19 protein-coding genes are annotated in these 17,091 nt (G+C 33.7%); 7 read left to right on the top strand and 12 right to left on the bottom strand.

From position 1 onward, the window contains the following. Positions 1 to 25 precede the first annotated feature (25 nt). On the bottom strand, positions 26 to 856 hold the full coding sequence (prmC, locus tag HGP29_RS08440) for a peptide chain release factor N(5)-glutamine methyltransferase (RefSeq protein ID WP_168881929.1): 831 nt from the start codon (positions 854 to 856) through the stop codon (positions 26 to 28). A 201-nt stretch (positions 857 to 1,057) separates the two neighbouring features. Between prmC and HGP29_RS08435 the strand changes: the two genes are divergently transcribed. Beyond that, positions 1,058 to 1,546, top strand: coding sequence for a hypothetical protein (locus HGP29_RS08435; RefSeq protein ID WP_168881928.1), 489 nt, complete (start codon positions 1,058 to 1,060; stop codon positions 1,544 to 1,546). 436 nt (positions 1,547 to 1,982) lie between these two features. Here HGP29_RS08435 and HGP29_RS08430 read toward each other — a convergent pair whose 3' ends face one another. Continuing rightward, on the bottom strand, positions 1,983 to 3,284 hold the full coding sequence (locus tag HGP29_RS08430; protein ID WP_168881927.1) for a Y-family DNA polymerase: 1,302 nt from the start codon (positions 3,282 to 3,284) through the stop codon (positions 1,983 to 1,985). Positions 3,285 to 3,922: 638 nt separating this feature from the next. On the opposite strand from HGP29_RS08430, the gene HGP29_RS08425 reads away from it, so the two are divergent. From HGP29_RS08425 to HGP29_RS08415, 3 genes are all read left to right on the top strand, one after another. Beyond that, entirely contained in the window at positions 3,923 to 4,288 is a 366-nt protein-coding gene (locus HGP29_RS08425) for a hypothetical protein (RefSeq protein ID WP_168881926.1), read from the top strand. A 128-nt stretch (positions 4,289 to 4,416) separates the two neighbouring features. Beyond that, positions 4,417 to 4,917 (top strand): DinB family protein, encoded by a 501-nt coding sequence (locus HGP29_RS08420; protein ID WP_168881925.1) that lies wholly within the window; start codon positions 4,417 to 4,419, stop codon positions 4,915 to 4,917. Beyond that, the gene (locus HGP29_RS08415) at positions 4,878 to 5,114 is read left to right on the top strand and encodes a hypothetical protein (RefSeq protein ID WP_168881924.1); all 237 of its coding nucleotides are present in this window, start codon (positions 4,878 to 4,880) and stop codon (positions 5,112 to 5,114) included. Before HGP29_RS08420 ends, HGP29_RS08415 begins: the two co-directional genes overlap by 40 nt. Here the strand turns inward: HGP29_RS08415 and HGP29_RS08410 are convergent. From HGP29_RS08410 to HGP29_RS08395, 4 genes are all read right to left on the bottom strand, one after another. Then, positions 5,103 to 6,377 (bottom strand): PP2C family protein-serine/threonine phosphatase, encoded by a 1,275-nt coding sequence (locus tag HGP29_RS08410; RefSeq protein ID WP_168881923.1) that lies wholly within the window; start codon positions 6,375 to 6,377, stop codon positions 5,103 to 5,105. The genes HGP29_RS08415 and HGP29_RS08410 overlap by 12 nt on opposite strands. A gap of 255 nt (positions 6,378 to 6,632) precedes the next feature. Further along, on the bottom strand, positions 6,633 to 6,929 hold the full coding sequence (locus tag HGP29_RS08405) for a DUF6787 family protein (RefSeq protein ID WP_168881922.1): 297 nt from the start codon (positions 6,927 to 6,929) through the stop codon (positions 6,633 to 6,635). A gap of 58 nt (positions 6,930 to 6,987) precedes the next feature. Continuing rightward, positions 6,988 to 7,785 (bottom strand): hypothetical protein, encoded by a 798-nt coding sequence (locus tag HGP29_RS08400; RefSeq protein ID WP_168881921.1) that lies wholly within the window; start codon positions 7,783 to 7,785, stop codon positions 6,988 to 6,990. Further along, positions 7,785 to 8,528 carry a ThiF family adenylyltransferase gene (locus HGP29_RS08395; RefSeq protein WP_168881920.1) on the bottom strand — a complete coding sequence of 248 codons (744 nt, stop codon included), beginning with the start codon at positions 8,526 to 8,528 and terminating at the stop codon, positions 7,785 to 7,787. Before HGP29_RS08395 ends, HGP29_RS08400 begins: the two co-directional genes overlap by 1 nt. Positions 8,529 to 8,795: 267 nt before the next feature. On the opposite strand from HGP29_RS08395, the gene lepA reads away from it, so the two are divergent. Next, positions 8,796 to 10,589, top strand: a complete 1,794-nt coding sequence (lepA, locus tag HGP29_RS08390; protein WP_168882097.1) for a translation elongation factor 4 — start codon at positions 8,796 to 8,798, stop codon at positions 10,587 to 10,589. Positions 10,590 to 10,665: 76 nt separating this feature from the next. Here lepA and HGP29_RS08385 read toward each other — a convergent pair whose 3' ends face one another. Together HGP29_RS08385 and HGP29_RS08380 are read right to left on the bottom strand one after the other, a co-directional pair. Next, the gene (locus HGP29_RS08385) at positions 10,666 to 10,977 is read right to left on the bottom strand and encodes a hypothetical protein (protein WP_168881919.1); all 312 of its coding nucleotides are present in this window, start codon (positions 10,975 to 10,977) and stop codon (positions 10,666 to 10,668) included. 131 nt (positions 10,978 to 11,108) lie between these two features. Next, positions 11,109 to 11,477: a hypothetical protein gene (locus tag HGP29_RS08380; RefSeq protein WP_168881918.1), complete on the bottom strand. Its 369-nt coding sequence runs from the start codon at positions 11,475 to 11,477 to the stop codon at positions 11,109 to 11,111. 170 nt (positions 11,478 to 11,647) lie between these two features. Between HGP29_RS08380 and HGP29_RS08375 the strand changes: the two genes are divergently transcribed. Both HGP29_RS08375 and HGP29_RS08370 read left to right on the top strand, forming a co-directional pair. After that, positions 11,648 to 13,270: an ArnT family glycosyltransferase gene (locus HGP29_RS08375; protein ID WP_168881917.1), complete on the top strand. Its 1,623-nt coding sequence runs from the start codon at positions 11,648 to 11,650 to the stop codon at positions 13,268 to 13,270. A 9-nt stretch (positions 13,271 to 13,279) separates the two neighbouring features. Then, positions 13,280 to 13,852 carry a phosphatase PAP2 family protein gene (locus tag HGP29_RS08370; RefSeq protein ID WP_168881916.1) on the top strand — a complete coding sequence of 191 codons (573 nt, stop codon included), beginning with the start codon at positions 13,280 to 13,282 and terminating at the stop codon, positions 13,850 to 13,852. On the opposite strand, the gene HGP29_RS08365 is transcribed toward HGP29_RS08370, so the two are convergent. The 4 genes from HGP29_RS08365 to HGP29_RS08350 are packed head-to-tail and all read right to left on the bottom strand — an operon-like array spanning position 13,849 to position 16,921. Continuing rightward, complete coding sequence (locus HGP29_RS08365; protein WP_168881915.1) at positions 13,849 to 14,700, bottom strand: hypothetical protein; 852 nt, start codon at positions 14,698 to 14,700, stop codon at positions 13,849 to 13,851. The two genes, HGP29_RS08370 and HGP29_RS08365, sit on opposite strands and share 4 nt — an antisense overlap. Further along, entirely contained in the window at positions 14,675 to 15,478 is an 804-nt protein-coding gene (locus HGP29_RS08360; RefSeq protein WP_168881914.1) for an EI24 domain-containing protein, read from the bottom strand. The genes HGP29_RS08365 and HGP29_RS08360 overlap by 26 nt, the downstream gene beginning before the upstream one ends. 5 nt (positions 15,479 to 15,483) lie before the next feature. Further along, positions 15,484 to 16,083 (bottom strand): IMPACT family protein, encoded by a 600-nt coding sequence (locus tag HGP29_RS08355; protein WP_168881913.1) that lies wholly within the window; start codon positions 16,081 to 16,083, stop codon positions 15,484 to 15,486. 4 nt (positions 16,084 to 16,087) lie between these two features. Continuing rightward, positions 16,088 to 16,921, bottom strand: a complete 834-nt coding sequence (locus tag HGP29_RS08350; protein WP_168881912.1) for an alpha/beta hydrolase family protein — start codon at positions 16,919 to 16,921, stop codon at positions 16,088 to 16,090. Positions 16,922 to 17,091: the final 170 nt, after the last annotated feature.

The raw sequence follows: 17,091 nt of genomic DNA, 5'->3' as shown, positions 1-17,091 counted from the left end.
TTCAATTGAAGCTTACCCTTTTTTATTACAGTATACCTTTTACTATTCTATCTTTTCCTTGGAAATCTTTGATAATTTCGATGTTTTTAAATCCATCTTTTTTCATCAAGTCTGCGGTTTCTTGACCGAACTGCTCATTGATTTCGAAATATAGCTTTCCTCTCTCTGTAAGTTTTTGTGATGCTAACATTGAAATCCGTCTATAAAAAATCAAAGGATTGTCATCTTCTACATAAAGGGCTAATTCTGGTTCGAACTCGACTACATTTTTATCCATCACCTCTTTTTCTTTATAAGTAACATACGGTGGGTTGCTTACGATAATATCTAATGGATCAAATGAGCTTAGGTCTTGTTCTAGAATGTCTAGTAATTGAAATTTTGTAGTGCTATTTAAGCTATGAGCGTTTTCTTTTGCCTTAGTTAAGGCAGATGCGCTCACGTCTATACCGAATGTAATGATGTCGCTTTCAAGCCCTATTGTAATAGGAATACACCCCGAACCTGTGCCAATATCTAACAACTGACCAGATTTATTTTCTTGTAAGATCAGGTGAACTAATTCTTCGGTTTCAGACCTAGGAATCAAAGTATCTTTATTTAGTTGAAATACCCGCCCATAAAAGTCCCCTTCTCCAATTATATACTGTATTGGCTCATGTTTTTGAAGCCTTTTAAGGTCTTGTTGAAATAGTTCTTTATTAAAATCGATGGCCTCTTTTTGTAGAATCACATCAGTACGGCTTAGCTGAAGCCTTTTTTCTAACCATAAATAAGCAATGCTATTTGCTTCATTCTCATCATATACTGTTTCAAGTGATGTATATATTAATTGATGTATTTCTTTCGCGGTCATTCTTTTTTCTTTACTGTTGATGTTCCAATCACCTATACAATGCTAGTTGTAGCAAAGTACAATAATGATGTTTTTAACAAAAATATTCTTTAGTAATGGTGTTTTTTTACATAAATTAAATGATATTTGAAACAATGTTTCATTTAATCTAATGAAAAGCTACAATAAGACAATACGATTATCTAATATACCTAATTGATTATGTTAAAAGTAAGAAAAAACGCTGCTCCTACTAAGGATGCTATGATTGAAATGTCAATTCAATACATTCTTGATGGTGGCGAGTGGTCGTTAAGAAAACTAGCAAGCCACTGTGGTACTACAACTAAAGTTTTTTATACTAGATTCGACGGAGAATACGGCCTTGTTGATTCTATTGTGAAACTTATTGGTGAGAAAAAAGCGAAACAATATAGAGAATTGGATCAGACTATTGAGTCATTCTACCGTTTTGAAATCGACTTTTTTTATGAGTACTCTACGATTATCCAATTCTTAGAATCGAAGGGTAGAGGTGGAAATCCTTTTATGCTTTATGTAAGGGATGCTTATATGAGCCTTTTTGATAATGATACTAATAAGATGATTTTTGCCGGTACTGTAATGCTCGGTGTACAATCTATGCTGTCTAAAGATATTGATGTTGATCACGATCTCATCGTCAACTATATGACAAAAGGTTTAGCGTAATAGCTCTCTAAAAAAAATAGGTATAAAAAAAGAAAAAGGTCGTGCTCATAGAGCAGGACCTTTAACAACTTAGCTAAAAACTAAAACCAATTAAAAATGAGTTCTTTATAAATATCCTTTCAATTTCTTGAAAGTACGTTTATGACTTGTTTCATATTGTACCTATCTAACTAGATTAATCTCCTTTTTGTTCCGTTTTTATCAAAACATTAGAAGCTATTAACCACTTCTTTGATAAGTACATCACAAAAGTGAGAAAAATCCTATGAAAAACAATGATTTTATACGAAAAAAAAGGAGGTATGTGATATTTCTGCGTTTTTTTAAGATTATCACAGCATATTATTGGGTAATTAAGCTTTTATTACTCTAATTTTTAACTAAAATTTTACAGGTAGATGTACTTTGTTATTCTGATTAAACCGAAGTAATTCAATTATCTAACAGACAGTAATTCATCGATTTTTGTTGTAAAACCTGCCGATTTGTGCTCCTGCTTCATGTCAAACGCATTTCTGCTTTCTATACGCTGAGAACCAAAGACTACTGTATTTTTTCCCATTTTTCGGTTAAGCTTGTCAAGTGTGTCTAACAATTTACTTCGCCGTGTAAGAATTTCCTCAGAACAGTAATTTTCTATAGATAACTGGCGAGAATAATTAGGAGTAATGTCCATAATATAGATACCAGCCTTTTTATAATTGTGTTTTTCGAAAAAAATCGACTTTAAAAGTGGGATAGCTACTTTTATCAATAAAGCGGTATCGTCTGTGGGTATATCGAGTTTTATACTTTTACTTCCGTAATAGGGATGTTGCTCTCTATGTTTGTCTGTTGATACAAAAACGGAGATGCGTTGGGTACAAGAGTTTTGTTTACGCAGCTTTTCCGCCACCAAGGCAACAAAGCCAGAAAAAATTTCTTTTAGCTTATCCCAATCATTGACAGGTTTAGAAAATGTCCTGGCTGTACCGATCCCTTTTTTAGCGGCGACTTTAGCAGAAAATTCATTACATCGCACCCCTTGAAGTTCCTTATAGATACGCCATACTGGAATATGCCATTGATTTTTGATTTTCCCTTCAGGAAGATCCATAAAGCTACCGATAGTTCGTACATTATATTCTTTTAGAGATAAGGTATGTTGTCGGCCAATCCCCCAAAGCTCATCGACACTCCAATGAGCAATGTACTGTTTGTCTTTGTAATAATTCTCAAACTCACATACTCCATTAAAGCGATCGTCTTTTTTAGCAACATGATTGGCCAGTTTTGCAAGTGTTTTGGTAGTACCAATACCCACAGCGACAGGAATACCGGTTTCTTCCCAGATACGATGACGTATAAGTTGTCCAATTTCCTCGCTGTTCTCTGTAGCTGTTAAATCTAAAAAAGCCTCATCAATGGAGTAGACTTCAATTGCATGAGCGTATTCTTTAAGGATACTCATTACTCGTTTAGAAAGGCTGGCATATAATGCATAGTTGGACGAAAAGACAGATACCTGATGTTTATGAATGATATTTTTGACCTTAAAGAAAGGTGTTCCCATTTTTAGTCCAAGCTTCTTTGCTTCTTTACTACCGGCGACAACGCATCCATCGTTATTAGAAAGTACTACTACAGGTAGGTGAGAAAGGTCGGGGCGGAAAACTTTTTCACAGGAAGCATAAAAACTATTACAATCCACAAGGGCATATTTATGTTGTGTTCTTCCTAGGGTATCTACTTTTGTCATTTCTTACTATCAAACATATTCTGAAAAAAAAACTCAAAAAGGTAGGGAGGGGTGTATTTACCTATTTTGATAATTATTTAAACAAAAATATGCATTAAAGTTTAAAAAAAACATCATAAGGTGAAATTTAATGTTTAAAATGTTGTCAATTTTATAATCTATTTGTGAAATGTTATAGTGTTGCTTTTATTTTATGTAATCAATTTAAATTTTAACAAATTTTTAAATATTAAAAGGTAGGGAGAGTTATAATTGAGGTGTATAAGTTATGTAATCAGATAGAAATAGTACTCAATTAAGTTTGAGTTGTAAAAATATTAGAGATGAGGTAATGTAGTAATTATCTCTATCCAAAGAGTATAGCAATGAGAAATAGTTAGTTTTTGGGTTGGAAAAGAGCTTTGCCTTGTGGAGCTCTTTTTTTTATTCCCTATTTTATCGGTTAAAAAAGTAAGACAACATATACTATGTTCTGAAATTCGGAGTTAATACAATAGAAACTGCGAAAAATAATACTTTTATATTGCATTGTTAATACAGATTAATAAACCGAACAGAAAACGATGAGATCAAGTTTAACTAATAGAAAGAAGATCAATCAGTCTTACAAATTATTGTTGCTTAAAAATTCTAATACTATGAATATCTCATCATCCTTTCTTGTTGAAGTTCTGAAAGAAAAATTCACAGAATATAGTCAAACAGCAGATTTAGTTGAAGGTCTAAAATTAGCTCAGGTAGCTCATGAGGGTCTTTCGTACGATGATCAGGAAGAGTTGAAGAAATATATCAAGGACAATAAGTTTCCACATTTAGATGCTATTATTGAAGAAATGGAGCGTCGAGTGACATTAAAAAGTAAATTGGCAGAATTACAACAAGAGTTGGATCGATTAGTCAATATACAGTTCAATAAAGACTTAGATTACGATGTAGAAAACGAAATAAACTTATTTATGGATAGGATCATTTTACTAGAAACATGCAAGATGAATGAAAACTAGTGAATTGATATTCAGTTAAAAAGCCTTTATTATTTTTGATAATGAAGGCTTTTTTATGTCCTAAAAAATTAGATGTAGAAAATAATTTTTGTACTTTAGACACTTGTAAAGTATAACCTCTATATCTTATGTTTAACACATCTAGAAAGCTGCGTAAACGCTTTATTTCTTTGGTAGAAAGTATGTCTATTGAAGATCTTAACTACATCCCAGAAGGCTACAATAATAATATTATCTGGAACTTTGGCCATAATATTGTTACCCATCAATTATTGTGTTACAACAAGTCCGGGCTTACCCCAAGAATCGACGAAAAATGGATCAAACTATTCAGGAAAGGTAGCAAACCCGAAAGAGACCTTACCGAAGATGAGATCCACGAACTAAAGAAACTCTCGATTACATTGCTTGAAAAACTGGATGAAGACCTTGTAAAAGGCGTTTTTAGAAAGTATGAAAAGTACGTATCTGGACTTGGAGTTACGATTACTACAGTTTCAGAAGCGATCAAATTTAATAATGTACATGAAGGTGTACATATTGGATATGCTTTAGGGATGAAACGCGTTATTGAGCATCAAAGAAAATCATGGGAAAATCAAACTCCGACAATAGCTATCGCCCAATAAGTTGTACAGTGTACGACCATTATGAAATATGGGCCATGAGAGGAACTCTATTGGCTATCTCGTACAACAACCACTCTGTACAAACGAAAATCCATACCTTAAAAGTAGTGGATAAAGTGGAATATGCTGTTTTGGATAACGGTGATACAGTGCGTTTGGATGAAATCGATAAAATAGCACCTGTATCAGAATCTTAAACCCATAACCAACACATCATCAACTTGGAAGGATGCTTTTGATGGGGTGTCCTTCCATTGTTTGAATTCTTGTTCAAGCATTATTTTTTGTTCATTACAAGTCTTGTGAGAAATGCCTTGAAGCAAAGTTCTAAACTGAGCAGCTTTATATTTTTTATTCTTTTCCCCACCAAACTGATCTTCAAAGCCATCAGAATACATATAGACAAGCATATCTTTTTCGATATTGACGGTATTGTTATGGCATTTTTCATGAAGGTCGATATCTCCACCTATATAGTATCTACTGCCTCTGAAGAATTCAACTTTCTCATTTTTTATGATTAGCAAAGGACTTTTGGCCCCTGCAAATGTGAGTGTATTCTTTGTGGTATCAAGTGGTACACAGATGATTGATAAAGCCATGCCATCATTGTTGTGCTCTGTGTTTTTAAGTAAGTGATTGATCTCTCTGTGCAGTCTTTCGATAATCACTTTAGGGTTATCCACTTTTTCTGTATTGACAATTCTGTCTAGTAGGGAGATACCTAACATACTCATTAACGCCCCCGGTACACCATGCCCAGTACAGTCTCCTGTAGCAATTACTTGATGCTCTTGAGTGGTTCCATGCCAATGAAAATCACCACTTACAAGGTGTTTTGGTCTATTGTAAAGGAAAGCGTCTTTTATTCTGGATAGTGTTAGGGATTGAAAAGACGGTAAAAGAGCACTTTGGATATTAGAGGCATACTTTAAACTGTCTTCAATTTCATGAAACTGAGAAGAAAGAAGGTTTTTCTGCTGCTCGATTTTAAAATTTTGCGTAACGAGTGTCTTGTTCTGATTCAAGGTGATGTCGTATAGCTTTTGATTTCTATTTCTTTCATTTTCTAGCAAACAATAGTTGACAAACCCTTGATAATGATTCTTGTTTTTAATGATAAAAATAAAAATCATCGCAATATGAATGGCTATGAAATTAGGCAGCAACGAAAAGGTCGATAAGATATGAAAGTTCACTTCTAGCAATGTAGAAAAGGTGAAAAGTCCTCCGAGAATAATACTAGTAATAACGGCAGATGGTAATACACTATATGTAAAGAAAACCATTTCCATCGCAGTGATAATGTAAAGACCAGCTTCAAATAGAGGGTGATTATATGCAAGGAAAGTGATAGCATATAAGCTATAAATAATAGAAGTTATAGTAATGCTGTAAAAGTATTGCCAATATCTGTGGGTACTATTTCTGAATTTAGGAATCCATGATAATAGAATCATAAAAATAGATAATAGTATAGAGGGGCTTCTTACAGCAGTAAAGTTTATTGGATTAGAAAAGCTGCTATAATCATTGTAGACAAAAAATGATATTATTAGTATGTAAATACTAAAGAAGTATGGTGATGCAGATTTAATCTTATGGATACACTCTAAACGGTATTTATGAAGAATGTATTTATGGTTGTTGTTATACTGATAGGTAATATTGAAAATCACAATAAAATGAATAAGGGTAAAGGAGGCAAAGTTGATTTATTTTTTTCCAATCATTCGTCTAAACATTCGTTTTTCAAATTCCCAGAAAAACTTGAATTGACCAAGTAATGTTCCCCAAATAAGTAGAAGTACTTGATAGCATGGAAGTCCTATAAAAAAGAAGGCTAAAATACGAACCCAAGTAGCACTTTCACTAGTAATCCCGAAGATTGGATATACATAAGGTTTGATAGTGTACATAAACGTAGTCCCTGTTAGTGCAAAGACTAAGAGGATGATGATAACATCTGTGTTACTCTTAACATTCCAACGTTTTTTTAGCTTATTTATCATTAAAGAATAATCTAGTACAAATGCAATATAAGTTATCTTCCTATCTTTAGTAAGAGAATTACTTTATTTTGTACCTCAAGAATTTTAAATATATCCAAACTTTAAGGAATGATCGTAGTGAAAATTCTCCAATTTGAATAACGTCCTCTTGTTTTTTATAATTTATCCAAAGTTTGCAAAATAGATTATACTTTAAGCTATCTGCTTTTGGAATTGAATCAAATGATGTATTAAATCCCATTTCTTGTGAAGATGATCTCAAGATAAAGCGCTTCTCATCAACAGTTATTGTCTCATTTTTTGGAAAAAACACATTAATATATTCCTTTTTTAAAGTTCTCAATATTGACCTATAATGCTTATTAGGAGTTCTAAGGTTTGCATTAGGAGATGGCCAAATATTTTTTCCTCCAAACTTAGAAAACGATTCAACTATAGACGGAGTACTTGTTATGTTAGTAGAAAAAAAGGAACGAACTTTTAGATGCTTGTAAACAAAAAAAGCATTTCCAGCGCCTAAAATAGAAATTGCATTATTTCCTAAATAATTGCGATTCATTACGATAAGACCTGCATGAAAAATATAAGTATCGTTGATTGGAGATTTTAATACAGGACAAAAAATAAATCCATTATACTTTTCTTTATAAGAAGTTAATGCAATAACCATATGTTTCGTCATTTCTCTAAATTGTTCAAGAGAATTGTTGACTGAAATTAAAGCATGGTTAATTCTGTCATTATTTATGTAAGTAATATTTTTTTGTAGTTGTTCTAATTCGATGTCATTTAGATACTGACCAGGGAATAAAAAACGCTCTACTATGACTTTGCCATATGATTCTGTCTTTTGCATTATTTTATAATCGATAATGGGTCAAATGATATTGTATCAGGGAATGTTTTGATATTTTCTCCTAATAATATAGAAACGATTGTTGTTGTAATTAATATGGAACAACTTAAAGAGGCAGAATGTAACTGAGGATCATGTTCAGGTGGAGAAGTTTTATACTCATTAAATTTAATCAGCATTTTTTCACTAAAGGAATTATTGATGACAACATCGTTAAGTATCATCATTTTTATTTTATTATGATCGGATGACTTATAATAATCATCCCAAGAAGGACTTGATTGTGTATTTAAGATTAAGCAACCTCCAAATCCTAAGTTAATGGGAAAGAGTTCATATTTTTTATACTTTTTACATAGAGTGTGGCATTCTAAAAATGCCGGTTGATCAAAATCAATTGTATTAATTACAAAATCAACAGTTAATATTAAAGCTTGGAGATCAGTTTTGACTAGAAACTTATTTACTATTTTAAGCTTGAGTTTTGGGTTAATGCTCAAAAGTCTCTTTTCCAGTGAATTAACCTTTTGTTCATTTAAATCATTTGATGTAAAGTTCTGACGGTTAAGGTTTGATAATTCTACTATATCGCCATCTGCAATAATTAGGTTACAAACACCTAAACGTACAAGGCTTTCTGCAACGACACTTCCCATACCTACTCCACAAAGTAAGATGTCAATTTGTGATAATTTTTTTTGTATTTCTTCTGGGATAAAGAAACTATTTCTACTGAAGTCCATAGGTGATTTGTATAAAATGAATAGTTTGTTAAAAGTTGATATAATAATAAAATAACACGAAAAAATACAAAACAGAAAATTTTTTTAATGTAAAATTAAATCAGTTTCACATAATAATGTAAGGTGAAGGTATGTTCAATTGATCTTTTCCCATATTTTTGTGATTATTTTTTCAGACACTGTATAATTTCGTTAATAGTTTTGTTAGATATATACAGAGTCATAGAGAGTTAGAGAAATACACGTAACTTTGTCATTATGGACAAGATGGAGAATATTCGCAACTTTTCGATTATTGCACATATCGACCATGGTAAGTCAACATTAGCCGATCGTCTTTTAGAGTCGACGCAAACTGTTGCACAAAGGGATATGCAAAGTCAGTTGCTAGATAATATGGATTTGGAGCGTGAGCGAGGTATCACTATCAAGTCGCACGCTATTCAGATGAACTACCTTCATGAAGGTGAAGAGTATGTTTTAAACTTGATTGATACACCTGGTCACGTTGACTTTTCATACGAGGTGTCAAGATCAATTGCAGCCTGTGAAGGAGCGTTACTAATTGTCGATGCTTCTCAAGGTATCGAAGCACAAACAATTTCGAACCTTTACTTGGCGATGGAACATGACTTGGAAATTATTCCAGTGATGAATAAAATTGACTTACCACATGCCAACCCTGAAGTGGTAGCGGATCAAATCATGGACCTTTTAGGTTGTGAGAGAGAAGATATCATTGAAGCGTCAGGTAAGACAGGTTTAGGTGTGGAGAATATTCTTGCAGGAATTGTAAATAGAATCCCTGCTCCAGAAGGAGATCCAAAAGAACCATTACAAGCACTAATCTTTGATTCAGTGTATAACTCATTCAGAGGTGTAGAAGTATACTACCGTATTTTGAATGGTACATTGAAAAAAGGTGACCTTGTAAAGTTTGTCAATACAGGAAAAGAATATAAAGCTGACGAAATTGGTGTACTTAAGTTAGAACAAGAATCTAGAAAAAGTATCTCCGCTGGTAACGTAGGCTATATCATTTCTGGTATTAAAGAAGCAAAAGAAGTAAAAGTAGGTGATACAATTACTTTAACAGAACGCCCTTGTGAAGAAGCAATTCAAGGTTTTGAGGATGTGAAGCCAATGGTATTCGCTGGTATTTACCCTGTAGATACAACAGAATACGAAGACTTGAGAGCATCTCTTGAAAAATTACAGCTGAATGATGCATCACTAGTATGGGAGCCGGAAACATCAGTTGCCTTAGGTTTTGGTTTCCGTTGTGGTTTCCTAGGTATGCTTCACTTAGAAATTGTACAAGAGCGTTTAGAGCGTGAATTCAATATGACGGTGATTACTACTGCTCCATCAGTACAATACCATGCATATATGAACAATGCTACTAAAGATGAAGTGGTTGTAAATGCTCCTTCTGATATGCCAGATCCATCTAAATTAGATAGAATCGAAGAGCCATATATCAAGGCGAATATTATATCTAAGGCAGAGTACGTAGGCCCAATTATGAGCTTATGTATGGAAAAAAGAGGAGAATTGAAGAATCAAGTATACTTAACAACAGATAGAGTAGAGTTGATCTTTGAAATTCCTTTATCAGAAATTGTATTTGACTTCTTTGATAAGTTAAAGACGATTTCTAGAGGATACGCTTCACTTGATTATGAATTGATCGGTTTCCGTCCATCTAAATTAGTGAAATTGGATATTCTATTGAACAATGATCCTGTAGATGCATTCTCTGCAATTGTTCATAGAGACGGTGCTTATGATCGTGGTAAGAAGATTTGTGAGAAACTACGTGAAGTAATTTCTCGTCAGCAATTCGAGATTCCAATTCAAGCAGCTATCGGAACAAAAATTATCGCCAGAGAAACAATTAAGGCTTTACGTAAGAACGTAATCGCAAAATGTTATGGTGGTGATATCTCTCGTAAGCGTAAGCTATTAGAGAAACAGAAAAAAGGTAAGAAACGTATGCGTCAGTTGGGTAACGTAGAAGTAACTCAAGAGGCGTTTATGTCAGTATTGAAGGTAGACTAATTTTACCGGAGAGTATATAACAAGAAAGCGATAGGAGAATTTAATCTTCTATCGCTTTTTGTTTTCTACTGATGATTTATCTTAATTTCTTTAAGAAAGAAATACCGTATTGAGTACGCATTCTTTCCAGTAGCCATTTTCTTGCTTCAATATTGTCATTTCCTCCTACCAAGTGATAATAGAGCCAATCCTCGGTATGAATATGACAAAATTTGTAGGTTCTACACATCGGTTTTTCATCGTAATTGTTGATGAAATAGTAGACATGCATATATAAAACACCCTTTATTTCATCTTTTCCATCGTGAATTAAACTAAACTCAACCCGGTTAACTTTTACCTCTCTATTTCCGCTTTCTTCTGTAGAAATAAAGTCTGTAACTTTCATAAAATAGTTTTCTAAAAGTATTTGAATCAAGAAGTTACATAATTAATTTTAATTCTCAAGGAAAAAAATAAAGTAATATTCTTGAATAGAAATACCTGAAGATCAAATTGTAATACTTTATGAAAATTGTACTATTTCACTTCTGGTGTAATAAATAAAACGGTCACTGAGTCTTCTTCTATAGGTACAATATATGTTTGATCTACCACGCCAATGCTTGGAGTATTGATGATCTCGGGGTCTGGAGTTTCATGAATTACTAAGTTTCCTATTACTTCATTAAAATTGATGCCCTCTTGATCTGGTTTTACAATAAGTTCTGCCGCAGCTGATTGATGTGAAACTCTTAATACTGCTGAATCTAAACCGGCAAGGTTGGCAGCAGACCAATCAAAGTTTACGCGTACTGTTCTTGGAGGGGTAGAGTTGACGTCATCAACGCAGGATACAAGAATACTTGTGATAAAAAACAGGAACAGAAATTTGACAGTAGATTTCATATGGGCTAGAAGTTTATTAATGAAAGTATAAAGAATTTAAGAAATTCATTAAGGTAACTTACGGATATAATGATGCAATGTTGACTATAGAAACATTTTTTAAGCTTTGTTGTTTTCGAAAAATTCAAAAAGTTCATGTGCATTGGCGAATAAAAAATTAGATTTGCAGCATGGAAACAAAAAGTATTACAGAAAGTAGAGCTACTAGCATTGTTCTTCGTTTGATTGTTATTAGTTCTATAGTCCGAGGATTTATTGGAGGGACTATGGAATTTAGTAATGATGAGGTGTATTATTGGACATACGCTTTATATCCTGAATTGAGCCATTTTGATCATCCTCCAATGGTAGGTTGGGTGATTCAACTTTTTACATTCAATTTAGCATTGCCCTACGAATTTTTTATGCGATTAGGAGGGGTTGTGTTTGCAGGGATAAATACATTTTTAGCATTTAAAATCGCATCCAGGTTAAAAGATAATATTGCAGGTATATATGCTGCTTTTTTATATACATCATCTATTTACGCATCGATTTTGGCAGGGATATTTATTATCCCTGATACTCCACAGACCTTGTTTTGGATGTTGAGCTTGTATTTTCTGATGGAATCTTTACCTAAAGAGAAAATCGATAGTAAGACAAGATTAAACTTGGTTTTAGGTGGTTTGATGATCGGTTTGGCAGGTTTGTCGAAATATCATGGAGCCTTTATCGGAATAGGTGTTGCTTTATATGCAATCATTGCAGATAGAAGATGGTTGAAAGATTGGAGCTTGTGGGCTGCGGGGTTAGTAGCCGTTTTATGCATGACTCCTGTGTTGTTGTGGAACTATGGTAATGATTTTATCAGTTTTACATTCCATACAGAAAGAGTAACGCCGGCTTTGGAAGTAAGATTAGACTACTTTTTTACTGAAGTAGGTGGACAAATCGCATACAATAATCCTTGGAACTGGTACTTGATTATCGCTGCATTGGTGGGTATTTTCAAAGGGAAGAAGGTGATGGAGAAGAAACAATTGCAAGTATTGTTATATAATGGCTTGCCATTGATTTTAGTATTTACATCTTTCGCGATTTTCAGAAGAACACTTCCCCATTGGACAGGCCCTGGATATTTACCATTAATCATCATTGCTGCAGTTTATTGGAGAGTGAAATTGATTGATTCAAAAGCGAAAAATGCTTGGAGACTTTGGAAACCAAGACGAATTGTCGGTTCAACTACCTTCTTAACTGTTTTATTAGCCATTGCATATTGGTTGATAAATTATAGTCCGATTCAATTAGGTAAAAATGATATCAATAAGCCGGAAGTATTTGGTGAGTATGACTTCACACAAGATATGTACGGTTGGAGGCAGATAAATAAGAAAATTATTCCAATTATTGATAAAGATGTAGAAGCCGGAAACATGCCTAAGGATGCCAAATTCGTAGGTTTCGAATGGTTCCCAGGTACACATATAGATTTTTATATTGCCTACCCTAATCATCATAAAATGATCATGATGGGCAATTGGGATCAGATTCATAAATATGCCTGGATCAATGAAGATAGAGGTGGATTGGAAAAGGGAGAAGATGTTTACTTTATCAATGTGACGAATTGGGAGAGAGACGTTCACAAACAGTTTGGTAACTATTTTGAAAAAATTGAAGAAGTAGATCGAGTAGAAGTAACAAGAAGTGGAGTATTGATGCGTTATGCATATCTCTATAGATTGAGAGGATATAAAGGAAATTACGACTTCCCGAATCCTCATGAAAAGAAACATAAACTCAAATAGATATTAGATATGCAGCCTTTTGAATGGGAAAGAGAACTATTCCTTTTTCTAAATGGACATCATAATGAAGCATCAGACGCTTTTTTTTGGTGGTTAACAACACCAGTTAATTCTTGGCCTTTGTATGTATTTCTTATAGGTTTTTCTTATTGGAAATTTGGCTGGAAAAATACTCTAATGACATTAATAGGTGTAGGAATAGCTATTGGTTTAGCAGATGTGATAGCTTCACAAATCTTCAAGCCATTAGTCAATAGACCAAGACCTTCGCATGATAGTGCAATAGCAGATTTGGTCCACACATTACATGGTTATAGAGGTGGGCCATTAGGATTTGTCTCTTCACATGCCTCTACTTCTATGGCAATAGCCTTGTTTTTCTTTCTGGAATGGAAGAATAAAGTAAAGGGAGCTGCTTTATTATTTATCTGGACAGCGTTGTATTCTTACAGCAGAATTGCCGTAGGTGTACATTTTGTTGGAGATATTTTAGGTGGATGGATAGTAGGTATTCTTGCCGTATACTTATCAAGACTTATTTTGAGAGAAGTCACAAAAAGGTATCCCCAGCTAAAAACTTAGAAAGGAGAGCTATCTCCCACATATGATATAGAATGAATGATCTGATGGAATGCACTATCCTGAATCGAATAAATCATTGAGATGGTTTTAGGGTAAGTGTATTCATTTAGGATTGATCGGAATTCTATTTTTGTACTGTCATTTCTCGTGAAATATCTATTGATATCATTTACAGAATGTGTTGATGTAGATAGTTCGTTTGTCAGACGATAATCCTCAATTTCATTAAGTATAAGAATAGATGATAAAGGTAAAAATGTAGCAAAGATAGAAGTACCGTAATTACTATAGGAGTAGACACTTCTTAAATCTGGAGCATTATCCAAATCATCAATAATTTCTAGAAAAATTGTTTTCTGGGCTAAATTACCGTCTTCATAAGTATAAAAGGTAGTAGTGTTAGTGCCCAAATTCTGAACACTATAAAGAAGATCTGAGTTACTATGGTAGGCAACATTCATATAGGGTTTGCCATCTTTTAAAACCAACGATCTTTTGTCTGTGACTTTGGTAAAAGAGTAATTGTGCAGGATAGTTCCTTGAACATTACTTACCTCTATATAATCTAATAAGTCATTGTCATCATAAGAGAAGAGCATAAAAGAAGAAGAATCGTTGATGAAGTTCTGCCCAACAGATAGTAGCTTATTACTATCATAAGTATAGAAAATAGCTCGTAATGCATCTCCGTCAGGATCTGCAAGATTGTATTCTAATTCTATCGAAGACACAATCTGTTCCACTAATTCACCAGTACCAGGAGTGTCATCTTCTTCAAAAGCACCACATGATGATAGTATAAATAGAACGGATAATAGGCAATTATATGTCGTTTTTGAAAGTCTCATAAACTTCTAATTCTTTTAATATTAACCCACCAGCAACGATGCTTAATGCAGGAGATAAAACTCCTCCAATGATAGGTATCATAGCAATTAAGCTTCCCCCAAGACCTGTACAGATCGATACTTTCTTATGAGAACGTATAAATCGCTTACTTTGATCTACTTTGATGTTCCAATTCTCAAAATAGTTATCTAAAACGTCAAAACCCAAATAATAGGCGTTGATCGATATAGATATGACAACTACTAACGGACCAATGACAGGGATAAAAGAAAAAGGAAGGAGAATCAAAGAATAGATAATACTCTTGAAAGCATTAGGAATTGTGATTTCAAAAAACATGTTCATCATTCGCTTGAGATTCATGCTTGAGGTCGCATCGGGTTCAAACAAAATGGTATTCACTTTCTCTGTCAAACTATCTAGAATAGGAAAAGTAATGGTATTGAGAATTACAGGGAAGACAAGAAACCCAGAAATGAGTATAGGAACTTCAATCAAGAAAAATAACGACCAATAAACTAAAGAGTCGGCAATAGAAGGAAAAGAGGAAGCTACCCATTCTTTAAAAGAAATGACCATACTAAACTGTTCAACTGCTTGTATAGTTTGATGACTCAGGTATAAACCACCACTGATAATCAGAAAACTTAAAAGAAGAGCAAAAAAACTGATGTAGATATAATACTTTGTCAGTTGATGTTCTTTGATAAACTGAAATGCTTTTGAATAATTCTTTAAGCTTAAAGATACCGTTTTATAGTAGTTTAATGGTTTCATATAGTTTACAATTCTGAAAAGATAAGTTCGTTAACGTCTTCTAGTTTTTCTTTCACCTGAGGGAATAAACTTTCCCTAACTAAAAATTCAATATGACAAAGTTCATCAAAAGATTGTTGTCCAAAGTCTAATTCGTATTGCTTGGCAACTTTCATTACATCATTCATCTCGGGGTAGGCAAATGTAATTTTAATCTTGCGTTGTACGAACTTCTCCTCGATATCTGCAAGTTCTAGAGCTTCGGCAGCCGACGTTTTGTAGGCATGAATTAGACCAGGAACTCCTAGTTTAGTCCCTCCAAAATAACGAATGACAACAACTAAGGTATCAGTGACATTGCTAGAGCGTAGTTGACCTAAAATAGGAAGACCTGCAGATCCACTAGGTTCTCCATCATCATTGGCCCTATACTTTGCTTTATCAGCACCTAGAATGTAAGCGTAGCACCAATGTCTAGCATCATAATATTCTTTACGGTAGCCTTTGACAATAGCTTTAGCTTCTTCCTCTGTAGTAACATGATGTGCTAGAGCAATAAACTTACTACCTTTTTCTTTGTAAAGGCCTTCGCTGGTACCTTTGATCGTTAAGTATGCGTCTTCCATAAATCTATTTTCCGAAATGCTCTAATACTTTATTGATAGCTACTTGTAAATGTTCAGGTAGGTTTTCTTCCGTCCATGGATGTTTGGATCCAAAGGTATGAGAAGCTCCTTCTATCACTACAGTTTCGGCATTGGGTTGAAAAGCTTTTAGCATATCTAGACTTTGTACAGGAACGGTTTCATCCTGATCTCCATGTATTAATAAGATAGGTGTTGCAACTTTACTGATATTTTCGCCGATCGATAAGCGACCTTTATTAGCATTAAAGTCTTCTACTGCTTGGTAAAAAAGAGGAAGTTCTTCTTGTGTTCTTCCATTAACAACATGAATAACACCTTCTGATTTCCATTGTTGCATTACTTCTTCAGAAAAAGAATCAACTCTCGGGATAGAGGCTAAAGTAGCTACTTTTTTGATACGTTGATCCTCGGCAGTTTTCAATAGAGAAACTCCGCCACCTCTACTGTGCCCTAAGAGATATAAAGCATTTGTATCAACACACGATAAAGGACAGCTTTCATGATGAAGCCAATCGATAAGTACACCGAGGTCGTCTAATTCTTTACTGAAATTATTGTTACCAAAAGCAGTATGGTCGACTACTTCGTAAGGCATATCGAGTGTTGTTCCATCGCTATGGAAGTTTAATTTAATGCAGCAGTATCCTTGTTGAGCAAAAGTATCGGCTATTAAATTAAAAGCACCCCAATCTTTGAAGCCTTTAAAACCATGTACAAGAATAACAGTTGGGAGTTTTCCTTCATTTATCCATCGAGCATCTGCTAAAAATCGTTGTTGATTATAGTTAGATGGTAATACAAATTCTATCTTTTTCATAAGTATAAAATTATGAAATAAATATTGAAGTCGAGAGTGTGGCCTCAAAATTACAAGTAGAAATTCATAAATAAATGCTTATGAAAAATGTACATTTTCGGACAAAGTGATTGGTAATGATACAGTGGTAAAACAGTGTTTAGAGTGATGAATATTTGTAAATATCTGAA

Source organism: Flammeovirga agarivorans (assembly GCF_012641475.1).
Lineage (GTDB): Bacteria > Bacteroidota > Bacteroidia > Cytophagales > Flammeovirgaceae > Flammeovirga > Flammeovirga agarivorans.
This window is presented reverse-complemented; position numbering and strand designations above follow the sequence as displayed.